15 protein-coding genes are annotated in these 25,758 nt (G+C 47.4%); 1 reads left to right on the top strand and 14 read right to left on the bottom strand.

Going from position 1 to position 25,758, the window contains the following annotated elements:
* Positions 1-65: 65 nt before the first annotated feature.
* From K6T22_RS16600 to K6T22_RS16660, 13 genes are all read right to left on the bottom strand, one after another.
* Entirely contained in the window at positions 66-2,207 is a 2,142-nt protein-coding gene (locus K6T22_RS16600) for a hypothetical protein (RefSeq protein ID WP_238240397.1), read from the bottom strand.
* A 96-nt stretch (positions 2,208-2,303) separates the two neighbouring features.
* Positions 2,304-3,992 (bottom strand): Ig-like domain-containing protein, encoded by a 1,689-nt coding sequence (locus K6T22_RS16605; protein WP_238240405.1) that lies wholly within the window; start codon positions 3,990-3,992, stop codon positions 2,304-2,306.
* A gap of 347 nt (positions 3,993-4,339) precedes the next feature.
* Positions 4,340-5,290, bottom strand: a complete 951-nt coding sequence (gene manA / locus K6T22_RS16610; RefSeq protein WP_337927136.1) for a mannose-6-phosphate isomerase, class I — start codon at positions 5,288-5,290, stop codon at positions 4,340-4,342.
* A 5-nt stretch (positions 5,291-5,295) separates the two neighbouring features.
* Complete coding sequence (locus tag K6T22_RS16615; protein WP_238240414.1) at positions 5,296-6,441, bottom strand: glycerate kinase; 1,146 nt, start codon at positions 6,439-6,441, stop codon at positions 5,296-5,298.
* Positions 6,442-6,495: 54 nt separating this feature from the next.
* Complete coding sequence (locus K6T22_RS16620) at positions 6,496-9,123, bottom strand: glycoside hydrolase family 38 N-terminal domain-containing protein (protein ID WP_238240415.1); 2,628 nt, start codon at positions 9,121-9,123, stop codon at positions 6,496-6,498.
* Positions 9,124-9,136: 13 nt separating this feature from the next.
* A complete protein-coding gene (gene mngA / locus K6T22_RS16625) occupies positions 9,137-11,071 on the bottom strand; it encodes a PTS 2-O-a-mannosyl-D-glycerate transporter subunit IIABC (protein ID WP_238240417.1) in 1,935 nt (644 codons plus the stop codon).
* A gap of 134 nt (positions 11,072-11,205) precedes the next feature.
* Positions 11,206-11,925: a MurR/RpiR family transcriptional regulator gene (locus tag K6T22_RS16630; RefSeq protein WP_238240418.1), complete on the bottom strand. Its 720-nt coding sequence runs from the start codon at positions 11,923-11,925 to the stop codon at positions 11,206-11,208.
* A 943-nt stretch (positions 11,926-12,868) separates the two neighbouring features.
* Positions 12,869-13,768 (bottom strand): AlbA family DNA-binding domain-containing protein, encoded by a 900-nt coding sequence (locus K6T22_RS16635; RefSeq protein ID WP_337927137.1) that lies wholly within the window; start codon positions 13,766-13,768, stop codon positions 12,869-12,871.
* A 117-nt stretch (positions 13,769-13,885) separates the two neighbouring features.
* Positions 13,886-15,385, bottom strand: coding sequence for an AAA family ATPase (locus tag K6T22_RS16640; RefSeq protein WP_238240424.1), 1,500 nt, complete (start codon positions 15,383-15,385; stop codon positions 13,886-13,888).
* Positions 15,386-15,388: 3 nt separating this feature from the next.
* Positions 15,389-16,429: a hypothetical protein gene (locus K6T22_RS16645; RefSeq protein ID WP_238240431.1), complete on the bottom strand. Its 1,041-nt coding sequence runs from the start codon at positions 16,427-16,429 to the stop codon at positions 15,389-15,391.
* A gap of 23 nt (positions 16,430-16,452) precedes the next feature.
* The gene (locus K6T22_RS16650; RefSeq protein WP_238240433.1) at positions 16,453-17,478 is read right to left on the bottom strand and encodes a glycine zipper 2TM domain-containing protein; all 1,026 of its coding nucleotides are present in this window, start codon (positions 17,476-17,478) and stop codon (positions 16,453-16,455) included.
* Between the two features lie 65 nt (positions 17,479-17,543).
* Positions 17,544-18,830, bottom strand: coding sequence for an McrC family protein (locus tag K6T22_RS16655; RefSeq protein ID WP_238240435.1), 1,287 nt, complete (start codon positions 18,828-18,830; stop codon positions 17,544-17,546).
* Positions 18,805-20,940 (bottom strand): AAA family ATPase, encoded by a 2,136-nt coding sequence (locus K6T22_RS16660; protein ID WP_238240443.1) that lies wholly within the window; start codon positions 20,938-20,940, stop codon positions 18,805-18,807. The genes K6T22_RS16655 and K6T22_RS16660 overlap by 26 nt, the downstream gene beginning before the upstream one ends.
* A gap of 493 nt (positions 20,941-21,433) precedes the next feature.
* Here K6T22_RS16660 and K6T22_RS16665 point away from each other — a divergent pair, with 493 nt between their 5' ends.
* Positions 21,434-22,045 carry a hypothetical protein gene (locus K6T22_RS16665; protein ID WP_238240444.1) on the top strand — a complete coding sequence of 204 codons (612 nt, stop codon included), beginning with the start codon at positions 21,434-21,436 and terminating at the stop codon, positions 22,043-22,045.
* A gap of 49 nt (positions 22,046-22,094) precedes the next feature.
* On the opposite strand, the gene K6T22_RS16670 is transcribed toward K6T22_RS16665, so the two are convergent.
* The gene (locus K6T22_RS16670) at positions 22,095-25,472 is read right to left on the bottom strand and encodes an Ig-like domain-containing protein (protein WP_238240446.1); all 3,378 of its coding nucleotides are present in this window, start codon (positions 25,470-25,472) and stop codon (positions 22,095-22,097) included.
* Between the last annotated feature and the right edge of the window lie 286 nt (positions 25,473-25,758).

Consider the following 25,758-nt stretch of genomic DNA (forward strand, 5'->3'; position numbering starts at 1 on the left):
GAAGCATTTTAAAATTTTGGTGATTTGAAGGTCTTCGCTTGTCATATCACTGATGATTGAAAGATTTAATACACCTTGATCGTCAATGACCTTGTTTGATAGCCCTTCTTCTTCACATCGATTTTCAATGTCGTCCCCTTCTTCAGTTTCGGTAATCTGATCGAGAAGTTTTCCTTCTTATCGATGAGTGTCTTACCCATCAACTTCTTCCCTGCGAATACACTGACCTCTGCCCCTGCATTACCCTTGCCTTTCACCCCTGTACTTTTCGTCGTCACACCTGAGACGCTGAAGTAGGGGAATACTTTCAAGACTTTCGAGATGGTGACCGGTGTGCTTTGGTTCAGGCGGTCGGTAGCCACGACTTGGACTTCCTTCCCCGCTATCGGGGAAGCGACCTTGATTTTGAACAGCCCCTTCGAAGAGCTCTGTCCGGTATAGGTCTTGCCGTTCATCTTCACTTGGACGATCATACCAGGGAGCGTACTACCTTCGATATGGTCGGAAAAGTCGGTGACTTCCTTCACTATCGGAGCTTTCAACTTCTTCGTCTGCTTGATTTCGATACTTTGCGCATAATATACGCCACCCCCGCCTGCATTTGTGTAGATGGAGACCGTATCGCCGACCTTGACGAGTTCCTTCTTGTCACTCAGAGGTATGATCACTTGCTTTTCGTATGCATAGGCCGATGCTGACCAACGAGTCTTCTCGTCCCATATTGACGTATGATAGAAAAGATTCGACTCACCATAAAGAACTTGTTTATCTAGATCGTACCTTACATTCTCCAAGCCCTTCGTCGCCTTCTCCTGACTCACGACCTGTTCGAATGAATACTTGGTAGTCCCATCGGCGTTCAGTGCGCTATATTTAATCGTGAAAGGCAGCTTAGGAAAATTAGTCCATTCCCTTCCATTATAAAAATAGACTTGTTTCCCAGAAATGACGAGAGATGTTTTTTTGCCATTCAGTTCGATGACATGGCGCCCGAAGTTGGGTGTCGATGGAGCAGCAAGGACATAGATGGAATTGCGGCTCTTCGTAGCCATGAAGCGATCGATTTTGTCCAAGGCGTAGATGTCGACGACGCTCTCCTTGTTCGATTCATCGTAGAACTTCAGCTTGGGCGGGTTCTTCGTGACTTCTTTCGGAAGATTTATTTTATACCTGCCATCAATCCCGACCCTTGACGTCCCGATTGACTTGTCTTGTGACCAGATGATCCGGGAACCCGGTTCGCTCAATCCCGAGACGTACATATCACCTTCAAGAGAAGGGTCCATCCGGACGACCGGTCCAGTGACATAGTTGAGGCTCAATACTTTCCATTCCGATTCACAGTCGTTACCGTTGGTGCCTCTTAGTCTGATATATCTGATGCCATCCTCCTTGAACGTATGATCCCCCGTGTTACGGATATAGTACGGAGTCGTATCCATCCCTTCGACACCGCTGTATTCGATTACGGAGTCCTTGACCACTCTTTCGTCCTTGTCGAGGTATTCCACTTGAATCTTACGAACGGAATCGTCTATGTCGACCTGTATCCCCCTTGCCTCGTCGTCCACGTCCTGCTGTCCTGATCGAACGATCACGGGTGGGCTTGCATCTATCTCATCATGCCTTACCGATACCTGCTGATGCTTTTGCCATTCGCCGATGGTCTTGTCGATGGAGAAGTCACCACGCCCTCTCTTGCTGAACTCTCCACGGAAGTCACCCGTCTCATCGGTCGTCAGCGACCGTCTCGAGTTCCAACCTTCGCCGTCGTAAGAGTACTCTATGGACGCATCCGGTTCGGTGTTGACGGAGATGGTCGTATCTCCATCCTTCATCGCCTTGATTCGGGTCACGATGGGCGACACTTCTTGGGTCCATTCCTTCAATACTTGTCCGTCCCTCGACCGGAGCTGGAATTGGAAGCTGGTTTGTTTAGAGATATCGAATCGATACGGATATGTCGGGTTGCTCAGGGTAGTCTTTGTCCGTTCACCATCAGCACGTTCATACTCTACGATTAGATAGGATCCGGTAGGCGCATCGGATAGATATGATTTAATGTCTAATCTGATTTCGGTATCACTTTCCATGAACGACGGGCTGCATGCGCCCTCGGAAGCGGAAACCGTCTGGGAGGCGGCTAAACCGAATCCAAGCGTGATTGCCGTCGTCAGAAATATCTTGTACACCTTATTGCTTTTCACGTCATCATATCCTTTAAGTTAATTTATGTTCTCGTTGATCGGTCAGGTAATCTCCTTGGCTTACATGCCCGTACTTCTTCAGGGTGGATGGTTCAATCAAAGGACTCTGATCGTCTTGTCCTTACTCTTGTTACCAGACTTGTCTTGAGCTCGGATGATCAGGACTGAACCGCCTTTTTGTTTTTTTATCTTCACCTTGAAGATACCTTTTCCATCGACCTTTCCTTCGCCGATTTTCTGTGAGCCGCGGAAGACGGTTATCTTGGCGTCGGACTCTGCCTTCCCATTGACGGATCCGTCAGTGCGCTTCAGCTTGCTCACGCTCGATATCATCGGGGGAGTACGATCCGACACGGTCACTTGTCGCTTAGCGCTTTGATTCCCTGAGCTGTCGACGGCGTGGACGGTCATCTTGGTACCCGCCTCTAATCCAATGATTTTGATGCTGTAGGCTCCCTTATTAGCGATCACGCTCCCGATGACATTGTCACCAATCTTTATGAACACCTTCGCACCGACTTCGGCACGGCCGCTAATCGTCGTCGACCGGTCAGATACAGGATTCATCGTCGGGGCCGGCGGTGGTGTCTTGTCCAAGACGATGATCTTTCTAGGACTCCCGATATTGCCAGCCTTATCGATCGACTGGACAAGTAGCTCAGTGCCCGACTTCTGTTTCGCGATGACGATTCCGTATTTCCCGTCCTTACCGGCCGATTTCTCCCCGATGATCTTTTTACCTACCCGGATTTTGACTTTCGCTCCCGGTTCCGTCCATCCACTGACCAGGGTGGAATGGTCCGAGAAATCATTCACAGTCGGAGGTGATGGAGGGGTCGTATCCTTGACGATGATTTCAGTCACCTGACTGACGTTATCGGCGCGATCCACCGCCATGATTTTTAGTCTCGTCCCACCTTTTTGCGGAGGGATGACCACCTCGTACCCTGATTCCGATTCAACAGGAGAATAGCCGATTTCTTTATCGTCTACTTTTACATAAACAACCGATCCTGAGGAACCCCTTCCCTTAATGAGCGTGGTCCGATCAGTCACTTCGAAAAACACGCTCGGAGTCGAGGGAGGACTAGCGTCTCTGACGATTATTGTCGTCTCCTTACTTCTATGATTCGATGTATCCGTCGCAGTGACGGTCAACGTCGTGTTCGCATCATTTCCGTATATGGATACTTTGAAACGTCCATCTTTCCCGACTACAGATTCCCCCCTGATGCTCGTTTGATGTTTGACGGTGATCGTAGTCCCGGGTTCAGCCGTACCGGTCACGTAAGAATACATATCCGTCACGTCATCGACCTGAGGAGCATCTGGCGGAGTGACATCCTTCACCGTCATCCTCGTCTCCCCACCCACATTACCTTCCGCATCGATCACCATGACGATGGCCATCAATCCGGCTTGCTGTCTATCGACGATGAACTCGAATTCCCCGGTCCCGCTCGCCGTCACAGGTCCGAAGCTTTTCGTCCCTATCTTGAGGATGACAGTCGCGCGAGGCGCTACCTTTCCGCTCACGAGCGTCGTCTGGTCCGTTATATCGTTCACCACCGGGGGAGCGGGCGGTGTCGCATCCTTTTCGCCGACTCCTGATTCGTCGCTCGCATCTCTAGCCTGTATCGCTTTAGGTCTAGAATCTCCAGAAGAAACACTCGTGGGACTAAACTTTTCATTTTGTGTGAAGGCGTTCGTCGTGACGGGCATGCCCGTCTGCATCGCGCCAATCAATAGACTCGTACTGATGAATAATCGCTTGAACCTTTCCATGAATACCTCCAAGATGAATTTTCTTTGCGTACCGCCCTCGCACTTGGTGAATGTGTCATGAGATGACGGTATTTTTCGCCGTATCACTAAAGTCATTATCCTTCTTCATAGATTCGATTGCACCATAGAAATGTATTTTTTTACTTTAGATTACTTTATCTTCTATATTCTTGTTTTTATCAAGAAGAAATCGTATACGGAGAACTTCATCGTTCTATTCGTTCGGATGATACGTCTGGATGAGTTGAACGAAAAAATAACTAAAACGTATACATTTCGGCGTCGAAATGTATACGTTTTAGTTATTTTCAATAATCCTTCATGCCGATTCGTTCTAGCACCATTGGTCAACTAAGGACGTAGGTATGCGCAGGGACATCACTCATGATCCATTCCAGCTCCCCCTCGATTTGAGACGACGTCCCGGCCAGAATCATGAGATGGTCTCCCTTGCTCACCTCGTATCGTCCGATTTTCCCCCTTCCGGACAGTATCGTGATGGCACGGAAACGATTTAGCGTTTTTAACTCGAAGCCTCTCGATGCTCGGACATGGTATACGTTGAACTCCGGGACCTCCACCAATCTTCTGATGCATCCACCATCCACTTGACGGATGGTCGTCTCTGGACTACGGGGCATGTGAGGGATGGTCGTGACGGAAATCGCCTTATCGAGATGAAGTTCGCGTTGATTTCCTGCCGCATCCTCTCGTTCGAAGTCATACAATCGATAGGTCGTGTCGGAAGACTGTTGCGTCTCTAGGATCACGATTCCCTTTCCGATTGCATGGATTGTACCGCTAGGAACGAAGAAGAAATCTCCTTTTTTTACAGGCTGACGTGTGAGCAGTCGCCTCCACTCCCCGGCGTCCACTCGGTCGCACATCTCCTCCTTCGTTCGAGCGGTGTGACCGATGATGATTTCCGCGCCCTCTTCCGCCTCTACTACGTACCAACACTCCGTCTTACCGTATGACACCCCCTCCAATTCCTGAGCCTGCAGATCGTCAGGATGGACCTGGACGGAGAGGTCGTCGGCCGCATCCAATATTTTGACGAGCAAGGGGAACGTATCGCTAGAATATTCTCCGAACAGGTGACGTTCGTGCTCCCACAAATCTGCCAACGTCCTCCCTTCGTACAAACCATCCATGACGATACTCTCACCATTCGGATGAGCGGAAATCCCCCAGCATTCACCTATCTGGTTCGCCGGAAGGGAATAGCCGAATCGTGACGCGAGTTTCTCCCCACCCCATAGTCGTTCTTGGAACACGGGTTCCATCTTCAATATCATGTGTCTCATCCTTTCCGAGTAGAGTTCCATAACATATAACAGTGAGCCGCCTTTTCTTTCAGTGCATGGAACGCGATATCGGGTTCCATCATTTCATCAAGATTCATCGGTCCGGTGGCAATCGAATGTGCCGAGATGTTTCCTTTGCTCATCAGTTCGACCGCAGGGATGTCGACACCCCCTCCGATCAGGATGACTGGAACATCTTGTGCGCTTCCCGTACTAGCGATGGCCATCGGTAGTTTTCCTTTCAAGGTCTGTGAGTCAATCTTCCCTTCGCCGGAGAACATCAAGGAGAAGGATGCCTCTTTCTTCCGCACACCGTTCGCGTCTAGTACGAGACCTGCTCCGGATGCGAAAGTCCCGTCGAGGAATGCCGCGAATGCTCCACCTAGTCCGCCTGCCGCACCGCTGCCTGGTATTCGTTGGAGGTCGATTCGTCTCTCCTTGAGGATGACCGTCGCCATACGATGTAACCCATCATCGAGTAGTCGGATTTCCTCGATGCTCGCCCCTTTCTGCGGACCATATACATGGGCAGCCCCTTCCTTGCCAAAGAACGGGTTCTCTACATCGCAGACGATGGTGAAAGAACATCCCTCGAGCGAGGTGCGCTTCTTCGTATCGTCGATTCGATGGATGCGATGGAGAAGACCTGTGCCATCTATCCTCTCCTCATCCTCGTCGAAGAATTCGATTCCGAGTGCTCGCAACATACCGAATCCACCATCCGTCGTCGCACTTCCGCCGAGGCCGACGAACAGATGCTTCGCTCCCTTCTCGACGGCTGCGAGGATGAGCTCTCCCACCCCGAACGTGGTCGCATGGACGGGATTCCGACGGTTTTCCGGAATCTCGGGAAGACCGCATGCCTCGGCCACCTCGACGACGCCAATCTGTGTCGAGGGGTTGAATCCGTACGTCGCCGTCCTCGGGGACCCTAGTGCATCAAGGACCGTATGCTCGTATAGTTCCAGATTGAAAGGATGTCGCAGGGCCTCAATCGTCCCTTCCCCACCGTCCGCGACGGTAACGGTATGGACGTGTTCCGACGGGTTGATGAGGTGGATGCCTTCCCGGATTGCCCGATTCGCCTCGGATGAGCTCAGGCTTCCCTTGAAGGAGTCCATCGCCACTAAAATCGTCATCATGTTCCCTCCCTGTGTATAGGAAACGGGGCATGCGTAAACATGCCCCGTCCAGCGTCATTTCATTAAGATGGTCTTGAGTTGGTTCGGCTTCAGCAAGTATTCACCGCCTCCGACGGTAGCACGGACGTCCTTTGGTCCCTCTTCGTTCAAGTCCACCTCGAAGAGATGCTTGGGCAGTCCTGCCTCGAACGATAAGGGGAGCGGACGGTCCGTCGGATTGTATACGCGTAGGATGAGACCTTCATCCTGTTCCGCTTTTTTTAAGGTACTCATGATCAGACCATTATCCGATAGACTGAAGAGACCATTCGATGCCTTCAGTCGAAGCCCTGTCGGGTTCAAGCGCATCGCGTCATGCGGAATCTTGTTGTAGGTCACGAACGGTGTCAAATGCCGTTTTGCGACCGAGGACAGCTTGTCCTCCGGCGTGAGCACCGTGATTCCGAATCCGAATGAATGAGTTCCGATCATCTGTGAATCCGGCGTCGGCAACTTGATGCCAGAAGGTCGTCCTGGACGCCGGACGAGCTCTTCCTTTCCGAGGACTCCGACGCTCCGGAACAGTGTCACCGCGATGGTCGGTGACGGCGATGGGATTACTTCGAATTCTCGTGAACTGTTCGTGATGACGCCGAGTCCCCGTCTCGTCTCGTCATCTCGCACGCCGACATACGACAACATCGGGAAGATTCCGTCTGGTCGTTCGTCCCATCCTTCTCTCTCCCAAACCTGTAAGGCGTCATCGATGAATGGTCGCTTGATTTCACCGAATTGATGGTCGGAGAAGGAGGACTGCGCCTGTAACGTCGTCGGGAGGTGGAATCGCAGACGATGGTCGTTCGTTTCATTGTCGACCGAGACTGTAAGACCAATCACGGGCTCGTCCTCGATGAAGTCCAGTTCCAGCACTACCTTCAATCGACTGGAGGAATGACCTTCCTTCCGTTCCTCGAGATTCCGAGGAACCTTCAAGTCATGAATGATTTTCAAGCGCGTTCCGCTTACTGAATCCAATCTCTCGATTGACGGTCGGCTGGACTGAGATGTGATCGGTCGGTCCCCTACGAGTGGCGAGAAATCATACTCATCCCCGTCATCACCGCTGTCCTCGAGGAGCAGAAGCCCTTCGAACGACTGCCCGGTCCGTCGATCAATCAAATCAATCGTCCCGTTCGGTTTGACTGATACCTCATAGAATTCAGTCTTGATTCTATCTTCAATCACTGTCTCAGACGTGACCGCTATTTCCGATTGATGACCTGATGACGAGGCCGCTACCACGAACAACGTGTCATAGGACAACGCAGGTAGTGGAATCTGTATTTCAATCGTGTACTTGTAGAAGGGTTCGTAGTCTCCATAATGCACGATTTGTCGATCAATCAGACCAGGATCGAGGATGCTACGTTCGAGCACGTGATGTGGGACGACCTCCCCTACCTCCGTCTCGAGTCGGAACTCTTCGAGCTTCGTGATCACCTCTGTTCGTACTACCTTACGGTCCGCATGAGGAGACAGGTTGAAGAACGTCAAACGGTCTTCTCCTCGTTCCGTCTCGATCGAGTCGACGATTTTTCGTTTGTAGAACGTAATCAGCTGGTCTGTCTTCTCGTCAGCGATGAAGAAACGGTTGGCGATTTCCTGATGGACCTTGTCCGAACAGCAGCAGCCGATGCTATCGTGCGCGTGGTTCTTCATGATTTCCTTCCAGATCAGTTCGACGAGCCCATGATGATATTCGATTCCTAGCTTGTAGGCCAGGCTCATCAATGGTTCAAGCGTATTCGTCAGCTTATTCTCGATCATCGTGTTCATGGTCTTGATGTCCATCCGCGTCGAATAGATGCTCCGGTGTACACGCATGTACTTCCCGTCCAAGAACTCTCCTGAAATCGTCGGGAGATTGAGTTGCCGTTCCAGCTGTTCGAACACGTTCTCGTAGCGACTCAGGAAGAATTCACGTTCCGGGTAGAGTCGATGCAACCGGGTGATGACTTCCGTGATGTTCTGTTGGAGTGGCATTTGGTCGTGTCCGTTCGGCAACAGGAGATGGTCTCCTGTCGCACCGCGATCAAGGACCGGTAGATACTTATCCATCCGCTTCTTCAACGCCTGCTCTTCCGTCGGGAGATATTTACCGATGGCGTAACCGAGGGGCATCAACTGGACCAATACCTTCGATCCATCATCGGATATCCAGTAGAACTCCGTCTTGTCAGTCCCGTGTCGCTCGGAAGTCCCTCGCCAGAAGATGGAGCGCGTTATTCCGAAACCGTTCAGAATCATCGGCATCTGGGCAGATTGTCCGAAGGAGTCCGGAAGATAGCCGATTTCCATGTGAGGACCGAACTCTCGCGAGTCCTTGATTCCGTATAGTAGGTTCCGGACGATTGATTCCCCACCGACGATCATCTCATCGGTCTGTGTATACCAAGGACCGATGATCAACTTGTTCGCCTGGACCAATCGTTTGATTCGATCGCGATTCTCTGGCTTCACTGCGAGATAGTCTTCTAGGATTGACGTTTGCCCGTCGAGGACGTAGTAGGGATAAGCCTCGTCCGTCTCTAGGCGATGCATGATTTCCTCTAAGTTATTGACGAGTAGGATTCGTGATTCTTCCGTCGAGAAGTACCATTCCCGGTCCCAGTGCATATGTGGCACGACATGAACTTGTTTCATTCGACTCTCTCCTTTATGCGGCGCGTTTCATCTCTTTCGCCAACTTATCTTTTTTGTGTTTTCTCGTGTATAACAGCAAGAACGTGGAAATGACGGCCCCTATCAAGGCTGCCCCGAACCATACGACCGCACCGAACAGGAAGGATTGACCTTGTAACAAGGCAAGGGAGAAGATCCCTGCCCCTGGAACGTTCAATCCGATTCCGAAATAGGCGACGATGGCCCCCGTCACGGCTGAACCCGCGACGAGCGAAGGGATGACGCGCAAGGGATCATTGATCATGAACGGGATTGCTCCTTCCGTGATCCCAGCAAGACCGAGGAGCCACGTCTGCTTTCCGATTTCCTGTTCTTCTTTCGTGAAGAGTCCTTTACCGATTCTTGTCGACAAGGTCACCGAAAAGGCGGAGACCATTTTTACCGAAGCGAAAGCGGCATAGGGGATGAAATTCCCACTCGCCATCGCACCGATACAGAACGTGTAGGCAGCCTTGTTGATCGGACCACCGAGGTCGAAGGACACCATGGCTCCGATAATCGCACCGAGAAAGAGTGCATTAGCACCCTCGAGTCCACTCAACCACTCAAGTAAGCCGTTGTTCAGGGCGGCAAGCGGACGACCGACGACGAACAGCATGACGGCTCCGACGAACAGCGTCCCGACGACGGGATAGACCCAGAAACTGATGAATCCAGCGAACGTCCCTTGAGGTTTGACCTTCGCTTTCAAGAACTTCAGGAAATAACCAGCTAAGAGACCACCGAGCATCCCACCGAGGAAGCCACTACCAATCAAGTTGGCGGCAACACCTGCCGCGAAGCCTGGTCCAAGAGCGGGTTTATCCGCAATCGAGTACGCCATGTAAGCAGCGAGTATCGGAATCATCAATTGACCGAGGAGCGAACCTCCCAGCTGACGTAAGAGCCATAGCCAGGACCCTTCCTCTGCATAAAGGTCTTGTAAGTCAAAGATCTGGGAGATGAAGACGGCGACGGCGAGCGTCATACCACCCGCGACGATGATTGGGATGATATGCGAGATACCGGTCAGAAGAGAACTCTTGACTTCCGTTCTCCACGATTGCTTCTCTTCTTGCACATAATCAGACTGATTCGATTTAGGCGACTCATCCAGCTGAGTCCGACTGCCTTTCTCGACAGCCGTCTCGAGTAGCTTACGTGCGTTTCGTAACGGCGAAGCGACCGACGTCTTCACCTTCGGGAGTCGACCGAAACGGTCCTCCTCTTTGACTGATACATCGACAGCGTAGATGATTGCGACGGCTCGATCGATGTCTCGTCTCGTATGACGATCCTCGATGCCGTTCGCACCCTGCTTCTCAACCTTCACTTCGACACCTAGTTCTCGTCCTGCTTTGACGAGCGCTTCTGCTGCCATGTAGGTATGTGCGATTCCTGCCGGACATGCCGTCACACCGAGGACGAGAGGCGTGTCCTCGTCCAATCGAGTTGATGAGGCCTCTTCTACGTCGAGTTGATCCAGGCGTCGCTCGAGTTCTTTTGCCGTCGAGGCAGTCAGAAGGCGATCCTTGTACGATTCGTCCGTCAGTCTGGTGACGAACTCGGACAGCAAGGCGAGATGCGTCGAACCTGCCTCCGACGTCGGTATCGCGAGCAGGATGACGAGTTCGACACGGTTCTCCGGATCGAGGCTCTCCCAATCCAGGACAGGCTTCTCGAGCGTCGCGATGGCGAACGAGGCCTTCAGGACCGTATCGGATTTACCGTGAGGAATCGCGAGTCCGCCCTCGAATCCTGTAGGGGATAACGCCTCCCGGTCCATCACCGCTTGATAGAATGCTGTCTCTGATGCGATACTTCCGTTCTGTTTCAATTGATGGATCAGGAAACGAATCACCTCATCCTTCGTTCGAAATGATTGATGGACATGTAAGAGTGACAGGGATGTGCTTTCCTTTAATAACATGGCTTTCGCCCCTCCTCATAGTCTTGCATTGGCTTGATGAGACTAGTGTAGCAACAAAAAAAGGAGAAGATGGATTCTTCTCCTTTCTGCACATCGATTATGAATGTAAGGGTTTTCATGTGTATTTATACACATCACATGTATGCCTTCCAGTAGCCCTCCAGTAGTCTTCGTAGCAAGTAAAAAATCGGTGTCGGGTCCGTCACGTTGTGTTGCCGATGGTAGGTTGGCGGTGAAGAAAAATAGAGCGTATGATTCGCGAGCCGCTGCAGCGTATTCTTTCGGAAGTCCGTGATGGAAATCATCTTGATACCGCGTTCCTTGGCGCGATCGGCTACCTCGATGATTTGAGCACTCTCTCCCGAAACCGAGATCAGCACCAATAAATCCTTAGGGGACATCGCCTCGAGTTCGGATAACGTGTTGTGACGATGCATGTTGAACTCACACTTCTTGTTCGCGACCCTATATCCATTCATCAGATACTCGCAATAGATGGCAGAATCCCCGATGCCGTAAATCAACACTCGTGGCGCTTGCATGATGAGATGGTTGATGTCCTCCATCTTCTCGGGATCGAGCAGTTCACGTGTCTTGTTCAGATGATCCATCCCCTGCTGGTCATCATCCTGTTCGTTCTTGATGGCATTCTTCATATGTGAGAAGCCATCATATCCTAGCTTGCGTGATAGTCTGACGATGGTGTTCGGTACCGTATAGACGTTTTCTGCTAATACTTGTATAGACATCGTCATGACATGTTCGATGTGCCCGAGCATATATTCGACGATCTGATCGTCCGTGTCGTTCAGTTGATATTCATATTTATCTATCCGTTCCTTGAAAGTCAACATTCTTGTTCTCCTCCTAAATGACATGTCGAAAACACTTGGTATGTATAGTATAGGACAACTCCAACACCTCGGAAAATCTTTATCCCTCCCTTGGTACTCTTTTCAAATGACTGAAGGGCTTAGACCTGTCCCATGCGATGTGTATTTTGGCATTCATCTCCATTCCATTCTGGATAGGATTGCGAAAATCATCTTCATACCCCATAATAGGAACATAAGTTCTCATTAACTAAGAGGTTTTATCATACAGCATCTCATAAATATCTTACGCTCCTGATCACCTCGAGCACCGATGATTAGATGACTCTTCATTTAGTCGATGAAACCTCCATAAGAGTGACGCTCCTCCCTAACCATCAAGGGACATTCGGATATTCTCATGCTCATGACTATAAGTCAGAGAACCACATCATCGTTTCAGAAGCTCGAAAATCCAGAGAAATCGACTGAACTCGTATACCTCGAGTCATCATAATATCTTCAATTAGTATTTGGTGATTTTTTTAGATATGACTTTCGACATCGAAATGTATACAAGATTGTTCAAGAAAGGATTCAGAGGAATTGAATAAGATCGTCTTCATCATCCATCTCACTTTATTTTTCATCCTTAATTCTGTTAGCTTCATTGAAGAAATTCGTATCATCGAAGCCATGTGTCTTATGATTCTATCATTGTTTGAATCATACCTCTTGCATCTTCTCTTGAAGCTCCTCCTATCAACCTTTAAAGTGCATAATGACGAACGCACCGAAGAAGAAATGAGTGGCCTAACTACAGCAGACAAAAAAAGCGGTCCATCGACATGAGTCGATCCGGCCGCTTCCCGTCCTGTTCAAGTAATAATTTTAATCAATTTCTTGACCTTTACTTCACAGGTCTAGATGTGAGGAAGGTCTAGGCGTTGTATGTAACTCAATCTTTTATCCGACAATGCAAAAGCTATAACTGTCGTACCTTCCAGAGAAAGTCTCCTCTCACGTGAATGAACGGATTCTCATGAATGGCTACATATCGGTTTTCGGCTGAGTCGATTAGCGTTACCTTCAGTCGGATTCCTGAATCTAAGATGCCTGAGTCACCCATACCCATCCGTATGACATCTGAAGAGCTGAAGCTGAAATGCAGTTCACCATACTTCTCAGACATCGGACGAACTTCCATCCTAAAGTCCGCACCGATTACATTTTCTTCGAAACCATAGAGCGTCAGTCTCGATAGTACCTTTTCAGAGTCAAGAATTTCGAGGTATCCACCGATAATCATCATCGGAAAGGATGTAAGATTTCTGATACTACAAACTAAGGAGGAATAATCCTTCCGATCGTCCAAGGCACGAAGATGTCCATCTACAATAGAAAAATCGCAACGTTCTCTCCAAGTCGCGAAACGGAGGAAGTCTTGTCTCATTGCATGTCCTTGCTGAGAACCTCTACGGACATAACATAGTCCTTCATGAAGATTATTGTACTTCTTTCTCATCATGTAAGGCTGTTGCGTCGGATTTTTTAACTCGATGATTACAATCGTTTTATCGTCCACCTCTACATAGTGAAGTTCAATCGGGAGATAGGGTTCTATGTTCTCAAATATCAACTGTTGGAAGGTGGAGGAATCTTTTTTTTCATCATCACCAATCCCATGCACTCTCACCTCTCCATCGGGAAAGTGTTTGATCCCCATCAGGATATATCTACTCCCTTCGTATGCGCTGTTCGCCATCGACATCACGTCTAGAAGTAAGTTCGCGTAGGATTGCCTACGGTACATCGTCTTTTTAAAGTCGACATATTCATTCTCAGGTGATCGAAGCAACTCTCGCACAAGTCTCTCGTGCATCATGACCTCCTATTTTTCCATTGATATCACTAGATATCATTTTTATATACTTATTTCCGATTACGTCTTGCAATCAGAAATAAGTATCCCATGTCTTCTAAAATTTAAGCACAATCCTTTTCACGTCACATCTTGAACACTAGCTGGTTTGATATCGAACTTTTCCAAGCTCATCTTGATTTGATTGACTTTGTCCTTCAACGAATCCGATATTCCTTTCGTCTCCTTGACCACGTCGAGTAAGTCTTCCGTCCGGAGCTCGTCACGTCCTTCCAGATATAGATTTTCTATGGCATCCTTAACGACGGACTCGAGATCCGCTCCATTGAAACCTTCGGTCGCCTTGACGACTTTAATCGTATCCAGTTCTAAATTGTTTTTCCGACGCTTAGTCAAATGGATGTCGAGAATCCGTCTTCGCTCCTCCTTGTTCGGAAGATTGACCGAGAATAGTTCGTCGAAACGTCCTTTCCGCAACAATTCAGGAGGAAGGGACGAAATGTCGTTCGCCGTCGCGACGACGAATACCGTCGATTCCTTCTCCTGCATCCATGTCAGGAACGTCCCGAACAGGCGTGTCGTGACACTGTTGCCACCTCCAGAATCCCCTATACCGGAGAACGCCTTTTCAATCTCGTCCACCCAAAGGATGCAAGGACTGACCGCCTCGGCAGTCTTAAGTGCACGCCTCATGTTGTCCTCGCTCTCACCGACATACTTCCCGAAAAGCTTACCGATATCGAGACGTAATAGCGGTACGTCGAAGAGCTTAGCGGTCGCCTTTGCCGCAAGACTCTTCCCGCATCCCGGCATTCCTACCATCATCAGACCCTTCGGAACGTCGACGCCTGCCTTCATCGCATGATCAAGATGATTAAAGATGCGGGCCTTCCTCCTAAGCCAGGACTTCAGGTTCTCGAGTCCACCGATATCATCGATGTCCTCCTGGAAATTGATGATTTCGAGCATCCCGGATTTCTTTACGAACTGCTCCTTCTCCCGAAGAATCAACGACTTGTCCTCCGCCGTTATCTCGCCGTTCGACTGATATGCGAGGTTCAGGATTTGATAAATCTCGAACTCACTCAAGCCCTTGAAGGATAGGGTCATCTCGTCGATGATTGATTGTTCGATACTGATGTCCTGCACTCTCGAAAAATCCTTGATGAGCTCCTCGATGTCCGAGGCGTCGGGTGCACCGACCTCCAATATGGTAATCAGCGACTCGAGTTCCGCCGGTACCACGAGGCTTGTGCTCAGGATGAATACCGTGCAGTAGAAATCCTCTTTGTAGAGATTCTTCATCGCGATGCTCTTCAGCAATGCTTGTACTTCTGGTTCGCCAAGTTCCCTATGTACATCCTTCAAAACCAGAAATCTCGGCTCGCTACTAACATCGTCGGCATACCGTAAGAACTCACTGAGTGAACATTTGGTCTTCGGAAGTTTCGTCCGGAAGTCCACATATCCATAACCATGATTGAACTCGACTATTTCGAATTTTCCGTCAGCTACATTATCTATAACCTTTTCGATACTCGTGAAGTCGTTGTGAGGAATGTATATGATAGGTCTAAGAGCGTTTACATAGGCGGCGATTTCTAAAATCATATTCTTCATAACTCAGACCTCCAAATAATATATGAATTGTTTGTCTGAATTACTCTTGAACGTAAGTCCGTCTAACACTAGATACTTTCCATTAATATTTTGATGATCGAGTTCTAATTTTAGGTCCAATTGCCTACCAACCTTCATTCCATCTTTAGAAACACTGAATACAAGATATTTTTTATCTGGATTTCCAAGATACTTCCACATTCCTTCAGTGTTACCCTCATATTTTTTCATGTAGGGAGTCAAAGTTTTCAGTGTTTCTGGTTTTTCCCATGTTTTTTCAAGTATGGAAAGAATTTTTGTATGATTCATCATTAATGAGCGTATATCCTCATTAATCAAGCAAGCCATAACAACAATCGGACCGTCCTCAATAAACTCTTTGAAGAAATTATATACGTCTAGCTCGAAGAGTCTCATATAGTGTTCCGAAATCCCATTAATTATTACCATGATTTTCTCGAATGATTTTCTTATCTTAACAATATTTTTTTCTCTAATTTCATCAGTATATTTAATGTTTACCACTGCAGCAGCTAATATTTCTGCAATTCCTATAATTGCCTTATCTTGCGGAGTTGAAGAACTCTTCATCTTCTCCACCTCTTCACTAACTGATGAAATTCTGTCTGATTTAAATACTTCTTGATTCTTGCCTACTAATTCGCGAAGTGCCACTTTCAGCTCTTCATACTTTATGTGATACTGAGCAATCACTTTGTCGTAAGTCGAATTGCGAGTCATGCAGTCGGTAAGTTCTTTTTGATGGATTCGCTTATATATATGCGAAGACATTTCTATAGTGGTAGTGTCAGAATCATAACCAAATGAAGTTAAGAGTCCTTCAAGTTCTGTTTCTATGTCATCACTATTAATCCGAATTATATTATCTAAAATAATCTTTTCACCTTGTAAATCCAACCACTTTTGTAATATCCCTTTCTTGTATAAACTATATAAATCATCTAGATTAAAGTTACTCCTCAATCCTTCAATCGATCGGATAATTTCTCCATTCAAAAAAAGATTAAATTTAATCTGCTTCATTTATCATACCTCCTTGAAATATATCATCTTCCAAAAATCATAGACCCTAGTCCTTTTACACCTTTTTTTATACTGCTTATACTATTTCCTGTAATCCGTAGCACACTATTTTTTACAATCGGGACGAGCTTCTTCATGCCCGTGACGATGACATCACCGACCTTTTTTCCGGCCATCTTTCCGATGGTGTTTCCTACGATGCCGCCAAGTGCACTTCCGGCAGGTCCGAACACTCCGCCAATCACTCGCCCTACTTGGGTACCGACCTTTCCGCCTATGTTCGTGCATGTCACGTGGATGAGTGATTCGAGACGAGCGACCCCGCGGTCCACTAGGAAATCGACCGCTTCTTCACTCGTAAGCGATTTGTCTGCTACCTTATACGCGACCTTGACCGAGGTGTAAGCGGCATCGACGACGAACGAGGTCTGTACATGATTAAGTTTTTTGAGGATTGAGTCTTCATCAGCTTTTTGGATGAACTTCAGAGCACTCACCGTCAATAATCGCTTCATCTCCCGGTCTTCTTCGGAGTTCAAGTCGGATTTAAGTGCATTCGTCAGCCGCGGATATCCTTCGTGTGATGATTCTTCTGACGTACTGACTTCATTCATCGTAGTGTCGATGGTCAGCACTTCTGAGAACGCTTCGATTTCTATATCCTGTTGGATATTACTTGTCATGATGTCGAAGTCGAACGAGTTTTTCACATCGAGTGCTTCGCGTTCATCTTCTCCTCCATCCGGTCCTTCTAGTCCATCAATGATCCCTTCGGTCAGACCAGGGAATGTCTTCTCCCCTGTCTTAAGCCGTCCTTTGAGCCAAGACTGACTTGAACGCCCTTCCAGCTTCCCTTCCGCTATCTCACGATGATTGGCGTCCGTACGTTCCAGGAACAACTTGATTTGCTCATACTTTTCGGCAGCGCCTTCTCCATAGATGTCACGCATCTCATCAAGAAGTACGTCCTTCAGGGTAGTCGTCCCCTCCGTGCTCTGATCAAACTTTTTGGTGATGTCCTGCGATATCGTCAACAAAATATTGAACATCTCTTCCCCTCCGTTTCTTGAGGTTCATTTTTCGTCGGTATAATCGGCGTATTCCAAACGCTTGGTTATTGTGAATCGAGAGACTCGAGGAAGTCAACGAGCTCTTCCTCCCCATCCACGCAATCGAATAGATGGATATGCACGGTGATGTCACCATCGGTGTATCGGATGTTCCTCGTTCCATTAGCAAGGCCCTCGACGAGTGGATAGACCATCACAACCTGCTCACAAGAATATTTCTTCGCATAGGCGAACATCTGATACATGTCGCTCGAGGAGATTCCGAAGTTGGCATTTCCATGATCAAGGACCTTCCATTTCGTATCGATGATGCGCGTTCTCTTTCTTCCGTCCCTCTTCTGTTGATACTTTATCACCATGTCAGGGATGAGTCTGAACGAACCACTATCGAATAGATGTTCGACGGGTCCTTTCAGGTATATCTCCCACTTCTCATTAAAATGATGTTTAATCGTTTTTGCGATGTAACTCTCGAACAGTTGATTCATCGAGAATAGTAGCGATTGTGCATTCAAACTACCGGTGGTATTTGATACGTTGGAGTCGTTCAAGAGCAGTCTCGCCCACCCTAACGAAATCTGATAATGTCCGTTCTTCCGGCTATCGAAGATGCTAGAGAAGTCTTTCGCCACCTCGTGGCTCTCGGTCGTTCCCTCGAAATACTCCAATAATCGTCTCGCCTCTTTACGATTCTTCGCATCTGTCGTAACCCCGATGACTTTCATTAAGGCCTTCTTCAAAATTCGATTCTCGGCGCAGTCGATTCCGTACTCGTCGTACGTGACGAAGAACCTTTCTTTATGCACGTGATTGATCGTGAGTTGCCGCGCGAAGTTCATCTTCCCCTTGTAAAAACGCACGTTCTCCTCGAGTTGACGATAATCTGATCTCAAGCCTCTCCTGATCAGGAAGGACACCTCTTTCAGAAAGAGCTTGATATAGATTTCAAACATAGACATGTTCGAGCTTCCGAGATTCGTCGCATCGAACGACTTACTCGGGAACTCACGCATCGTCTTCAACATCTTGAGCATGGCAGCCCTTGCATCGACCTTCGCCCCATGGATTTTCGGAAGGATTTGGAGCTGTCGACCACTCGGCATCTGCAGGACACCGACGTAATTCCTTGCACGGATGACCTTGCCGATACCCTTGCGTGATGACAGGGACAGGAAATCGAGTCCGTCCCTTCCTTCCGAAGACAGTTCGAGCATGAGCTCCTCGAGCTCCTCGAACGTCTCCTTGTCGACTTTCTGACCCGGTCCTCTGCGTACGATGGCTTCATACTCCATCACCTCGATGACATCAGACTTTCGCATGATGACCTGCATAAATCGCTTCATAGACCTCTCGACGGTCGAGCGCCTCGGAGTTAATCTGATATGTCTTCTCAAGGTCCATGCTATAGATGGACGAACCGAACAGCTTGGATGAATCGGGACGTTCCGTCAAGATGTGTGGTCCGTTCTTCCTTTGGTCGTCTCCGAGCACGGCCCTGATTTTCTCCTGGTCATCAAAGAAATACTCCTGTAGGAGCGGTATGATCGACTTGAGGAATATTTCCTTGAGCGCATCCACATCGTCCTCGGACGACAATCCAGAGAAATAGGCATGACCAATCATATGGTCCCGGTCATACAATGCCTCGATTCTACGGTTCATGACGTCGAGCAAGCGCTCTAGGTCGACCCCTCCGACGGAGACACCCTGGAGTATCGAAGGATCAGGAGACATCTCGATGAATCGGAATCTTCTCCGCAGCGCCGTGTCCATCAACGCGATGGAACGATCCGCCGTGTTCATCGTCCCGATGATATAGATGTTGTTCGGTACGCCGAACTCCTTCTTCGAATAAGGGAGCTTGACGAGTGTCTCCTCGACCTCACCCAGGCGTTTCGAGGGCTCGATCAACGTGATGAGCTCACCAAGGATTTTCGAGATGTTCCCGCGGTTGATTTCATCGACTATGAACACATATGGTCTCTCGCTCCGGTCGTCCACTTCCTGGATTTCAGATTCCTCTTCGAGCATGCGCTCGACCTGGGATACGGATAGACGATCCAAGGGATAGACGGTCTTCTGCGTCAATTTCTTGCGCAAGTTCATTTCGTAGATGTCGAGCGATATGTTCTTAGCTAGCCAGTTCACCTTGCGGCCACGCTTATATCGCTCTTCATTCTCCAACCACTCAATATCCCCATCGATGATGCCGATACCATCGATGCGATGCTCGTCCTTCAAAGAGAGAACGATATCGCCCACTTCCATCGTCTCGTAGAAATAACTCAGGATACTGCGCTCGGATGGATTCATAGAAGATGGATTCTTGAACGGATCTTCACCGAATCCATCCCAACCGATTCGCATCATCCCATCTTCGAAGCACGATTTCTTGAGATGATTTTCGCCTGATCCACCCAAGGAGACCTTCCAGATACGTGCATCGGCGTCAATCATGACATCATGTCCTCCGAAGCGATGGTCGGCGGCAGCAAGATCACAGAACTCCTTGAAGATGCCCGACTCGATGTTGAACCCGACCTCGTTCGAACCTGCCGTCACCACCGGCTTGATACCTTCGATGAACTCCTCGTAGCCATAGGACTGGTGGAAGGTCGTGAAGGCGATGCGATTCTCGTCCCGATATGTCGCATATCTTCTTTTCACTTCTGCGTAGCCCTCCGTCTTGATTTCACTCATCGTCTTACCTTCGATGATTGCGACGGCATATAAAACCGTATGATATGTCTTTCCGGTACCCGGCGGCCCTTGTAGGATCATGTTCTTCGGATGCACTGCTATTCCCCCTTCAAAATCTTTCACTTCAGCTGTCACTCGCTCCTCGAGAAGAGTCGGTGCTACTTCGAGTATCGCCTCGTAACTCGGCATGATTTTTTCAATCGCATCCCGCAATACATCCGACAGTTTTTGATTAGTCGTACTTCCTGTGGCATTCGAGACATGTGTATAGACGAGTTCCATCTTCTTACTTTTCGCTTCATCGACTCGTTCTCTCAATAGTTCAGGATTTTCCGTTCCCAAGTCCGAAACATAACTGAACTCGTCCCCTTTCAGGAATGGGGCGTCCAATAGATGAGCATGTCTTGCCAAGTCGTCCTTTGAAGGACGACGTCCTCTCTCCCTTGTCGCGTATCGACACTGGAGTACCACGCGTGCGATTATGTTCTCCCCGTCTCTTTGTAGGTCGACTTGGATGCCGTGTGGTAGTTCCTCATATCCTATTTTCTTGAAGACGCCCCAGAGCCTCTTCCCATTCCGTCTCATTGGTCTATTCATATCGTCTAAAATCGTTTCCCCATCGATGATCAGGCCCTCATAGAAACGTTTTTCCGCCTCTTGTAAAATGATTGCCTCCTCACCACTGATTTCATCCTCTTTCATGAGATGTTCCAAGAGAATCGTCTCGATTATGTCGTTCATCCAATGCTCCTTCCAATCCATTCCACTTCGTCCGTGAATCGACAAAAAATCTACATCGAATACAATGGAATGAATGTCGATTTCAATCCTTATAATTGAAAATACACATTCAATTTATGCTTATAAAAGGATTATATAGATTTATTTTCCATTTAGCTATCAAAAAAAAGTACCTGGTCTATATCCAATTAATCAGAGAAGAGATTTTCAAGTAAACATCTCTTAACAGACACAATTACCATTAGCTCATTTTCTAAATGACCACAGAACACCAATTCACTCATGAAAAATCGTAAGACTATGGACTTTTGAAAGTTGTTCATTCAACTGGCAATCATGGTTCAATGTTTTGGATTATTTTTCATCCATGTACATGCTTTCATTAAGGAACTGACTGACCTAAATATTAAAAAGAAAAAGTAAAGCTTTCAGGATGCCATGTATAATTCAACTTACGCGATATGTATGAAATACAAGAAAGGAAGATGATCACTTGCCATTCACCGAGAACGCAAATTTAATGAGAAATCTTTATGAATCGATGGATGATACCGCCCCTCACTCGAATTCCCATGACTTAACTGAAATCGTTCCAGGTCTAGTTTTGGAATACCCGGGCAACCTACAAGGACAGGTAAGAGGTGACTATCGTCTCAGCTTGGATGGATATCATCCTTCACATGCCGAGATGGTCCAAGCCATCCATGATTATTGTCAACAAGACGAACGACATGCCGATTCTATGCACCGAGCATTACGAGGTCTGAGTACGGAAGGTCTCGATAACATCAACCTCCTCGATTTTCCTTTCCTCATCAACCACCGATTACTCGACGGATCACACTTCAACACCTTACTTTACTGGCTCATCCTTCAGGAGGACATCAACTATCCACGAAATCGCTACATGGGTGTCCGCATGCCTTTGACTCGCTATGTAGAGGCAGTTATTTCCGCACGTCATCCCGGACTACTCCCTCTAAATGTGGTCGTCGCTAACGCTACTAGGAGATATGGTCGTCCCACGCCGCGATTCACGCATCCAGAATTGCCACAGGCATATGATGAGACGCTGACATCCATACAAAACATGCCCACTCATTGAAAAGACGGACGATGCACGCGTCGTCCGTCTTCAATCTCTTATCTATAGATTATTTTTTGATTACAATCTTGGTCTCTCTCGTCAGATAAGAACTCTTCGTAGATACTAGATACAATACCGCACCCTTCTTCTGACGCTGGATTTTCATTTTAAAGTTTCCTTTGTTATCTACTGTCGTCTTCGCGATGGTCTGTCTCGTTACTGACTCGAGGACGATCGCGGCCCCAGGCGTCCCGGTACCAGTGATGATTGATGACTTCGTCGTCAGCTCTGATACCTTCAATGTTTGCACACCCTTCACTCGTACTGAGATGAGTTCAGATTGATTCCCAGATGAATCCTTCGCATACACACTGATTTTCGTGTTGATTTTCAGAGGCTTGACTTTAAATGAAAATTTCCCATTCTTATCCGTCTTCGTAGTAAGTGTCTTTTCGCCGATAACGATATAAATCTTTGACTCTTCATTGGTCGAACCTGACAAGGTCGTTGATTGGGTCGTGACCGTCGTCATTGTCGGTTTCTTAGGTGGTATGATATCTTTCGGATAGACTCGTCCCGTCGTACTCAAACCAACCAGGTCCGTTATCCGGAACGACCATGTGGCTTTGAGGTCGACAGGTTCAGCAACTTGGTAGTAAATATTTCCGAACTCATCCGTATTACCTCTGAATACGACTTTTCCATTCTTCATCAATTGTAAGCTTGCATAAGGCTCGACCCGAGCAAAGAATACATATTTACCCTTCACTCTATGATCGCTATTGTCGAAATATAATCTCGCCGGCTTAGCCGGCGGGGTCGTATCCGAGAACTTTTGGACGATGTCCTCAATCTTCTCGCCTTTCGCTGAGACGACTTGGAACTTGACCAACTCATGATTTTTCAACGAACGAGGTAAGGAGTAGGACTTACTACTCCTGTTCAAATCAATCTTTCTCTCGACATTATCCAAAATCATATATATTCCGATGGGACCAGGATTCATTTTGTCCACATTGGTTTTTATGGTCACAGTCTTCCGATCGCTTTTCAGGGAGATGGATTTGATTCCCAGAACCAATCGTTCCATGATAACTTTTTTGTTACCTGATTGACCATCTTGTAGTTCTACTCGAACCTTCTGATCTAATTTCATTTTATCAACGCCAACATCAAAAGTACCGTCATCCTTAATCGTACCGTAGAAAATTTTTCCTTCTATTTCAACAATTACTTTCGTATTGATTTGTCCCTTTCCCCTTACATGAGTATCATTGACTAAAGGAGCATCAATTTGTGGATTCATGTCGAAGGGCGTGACACTGTATGGTTCTGATACATTACCTGCATGATCGATTGCCGTTACTTCTGCTTTAACTATATCAGAAGAAAAAGTTATACCTCTTAACCAAAATCCGTGTACAGATTCGTAATCAGATACTTCATCTATTTCTTCCCACTCATTCGTTCGTCCATCCCGATATATGATTTTTATTTTTACTCTTGCCAAATCCTCTGGTTTATTGATTAGTTTAGATACCTTAAGAGTGAGAATACGATCTCCATACTTAACAGGTAAAATCGAGATAGCCGGTGGAGTTACATCACGAATTTTTAATTCTTCATACATGATATTATTACCGCTAATTTTTAGACCCAACTCATTCGGAAAACTGAAACCTTCCGCCAATGCGCTTGAATAATCAATTGTGAATTCTCCATGGCCATCACTGGTCGTCTCAAGTTTTTTCATTTCGCGGTCTTTATAAGATGTTATGAATATTTTTGCTGATGGTATCGTTCTACCCGTCACTTTCATCGATTCTTCTGTAAGGTCATCTAAATCGATAGCAGGAATGGTTCCTTCTACAGTCTGAGACTCGATTCCCGTCGGTGATATAGTTTTTAATATGATCTTATCTTCTTTTTCGACCCCTATCACATCGTATTGGAAAGACGAAGGATATTCTTCTTTGAAAAATTCGAAAGTACCATCTGGGTGCATCACGGTGACTTGCGTACGAAGAGGACTTCCGCTGAAATCTCCCTTATACACCGTCAACTTCCCTGACCGGTAGATATAGGTCGGGATAGGTGGTCTACGTACATCCTTTATCTCCTTCGTGCCAACGTGTTCGTAGTTCGCCGTCCCATTCTTCCGTGAGACGAAGACGCTGAACGTTCCAGCGATTGTCTTCGGATACTTCACTTCGAAACGACCTTCTTCATCCGTCTCGGTTTGCATAATGTAGTTGTCCCTCGGAGAGGAGAATCGGATTTTCACGTCCGCGAATCGTTTATCGATTTTTCCCTTCAGTACGTCTGAATCGCTCGTCGGGTTCGTCCATTCTACTTGATGATTCCCTGATTCGTCCTTTGTTTGATAGACTTTAAACTTTTTCTTATAGTCTGTCACGGCATTCTTCTTCATCATGATTTCAATCGTTTTCGCATCCTCAGCCAATTCTCCACAATCGAATCGACCATCACCTTGAACAGGAGAACACTTTCTGATTTCTCCATTTTGGACGATTTCGATTTCGTTCCCTGGAATCGTATAACCTGTCACTCGTTCGTCAGATGTGACGAACTCTTTCGATAAGATCAACGGTTCCGTACCACTCAACACAGGAACTTTCAGTTCGTATGTCTTCTTGAGCGCATCAGGTAGCGCTACACCTTCACCGACTTGAAGAGACAGGTTGAACGTGACCTTCTTCTGTTGATTGATCAGTTCAATCGGATAGTCAAGTCGCGCGTCGAAGTCTCCATCTTCATCGCTCAATATCGTCTGATATCGAGGTAGATAAGTGTCATCCGCATAGGTGACAGTGATTTTAGTATAGGGTACAGTATTTCCTTTCAGATAGTATCTCCCGACTTCACTCGCCTGCAGGGTGAAGGGGATGACCGGCTTCTCGCCCAATATGATTTCTTTTGTCTCACTCTTGATTCCAAAGTAGGAGGAATACACGTATGCTCTGTCCACGCCAGACATTTCCGGAAGACTGACAGAACCCATACCCTCGAAAAGGTTACCACCAGCTAATAGATGTGTCTCTGAATCTGGCAAGACCGAACGGAACAGCGATTCCTTCCCATTCCTACCTAAATAGAGTGGTGGGGCGAACGCATTCCCTTTCGGGACAATCGATTGGCCCGCGTCGTAAAAACCATCTTTTTTCTTACTCTTCAAAAAGAGTGCCTCATGACCAGCAGTGGATGGCAGGTCAAACTTGAAGCCACCATCTGATTTAGCGGTCGTACTCAGCCACGCCCCTCGATGCAGCAGCATCAGTTCTTGTCCGGGTTCAGCAGTCCCGACGACTTGTCTGTCCCCCGCCATCACTTCCGAATGATTAAGTTCTGCCCTTACTTGATCCGGCATTGATATGGTCAATATGTAAAGAACCAATGCGACGATCATATAATTCATCTTTTTCATGATTCCATTCACCTTTCTCGTTCGAATACATGCTTCGTTTCATCTTCTTTTCAAAGCCGTAAGATGCTTCAGAAAAAATAGAGACAAAATACGGAACACATCAAAATCAATCATAGTATTTTTTCTTTAAATTTCCTTTTTTAACAAAATATTTTATTTTTCGATTTAGAGTATACTTTAACTTGATAAAGAACAGTCAAGTGACACACGAGGGCACGACTAAAAAATGAGGATGTATACTTTCGACGTCGAAAGTATACATCCTCATTGGTCGTCCCTGAAAAAT

The organism is Exiguobacterium acetylicum (assembly GCF_022170825.1).
Lineage (GTDB): Bacteria > Bacillota > Bacilli > Exiguobacteriales > Exiguobacteriaceae > Exiguobacterium_A > Exiguobacterium_A acetylicum_B.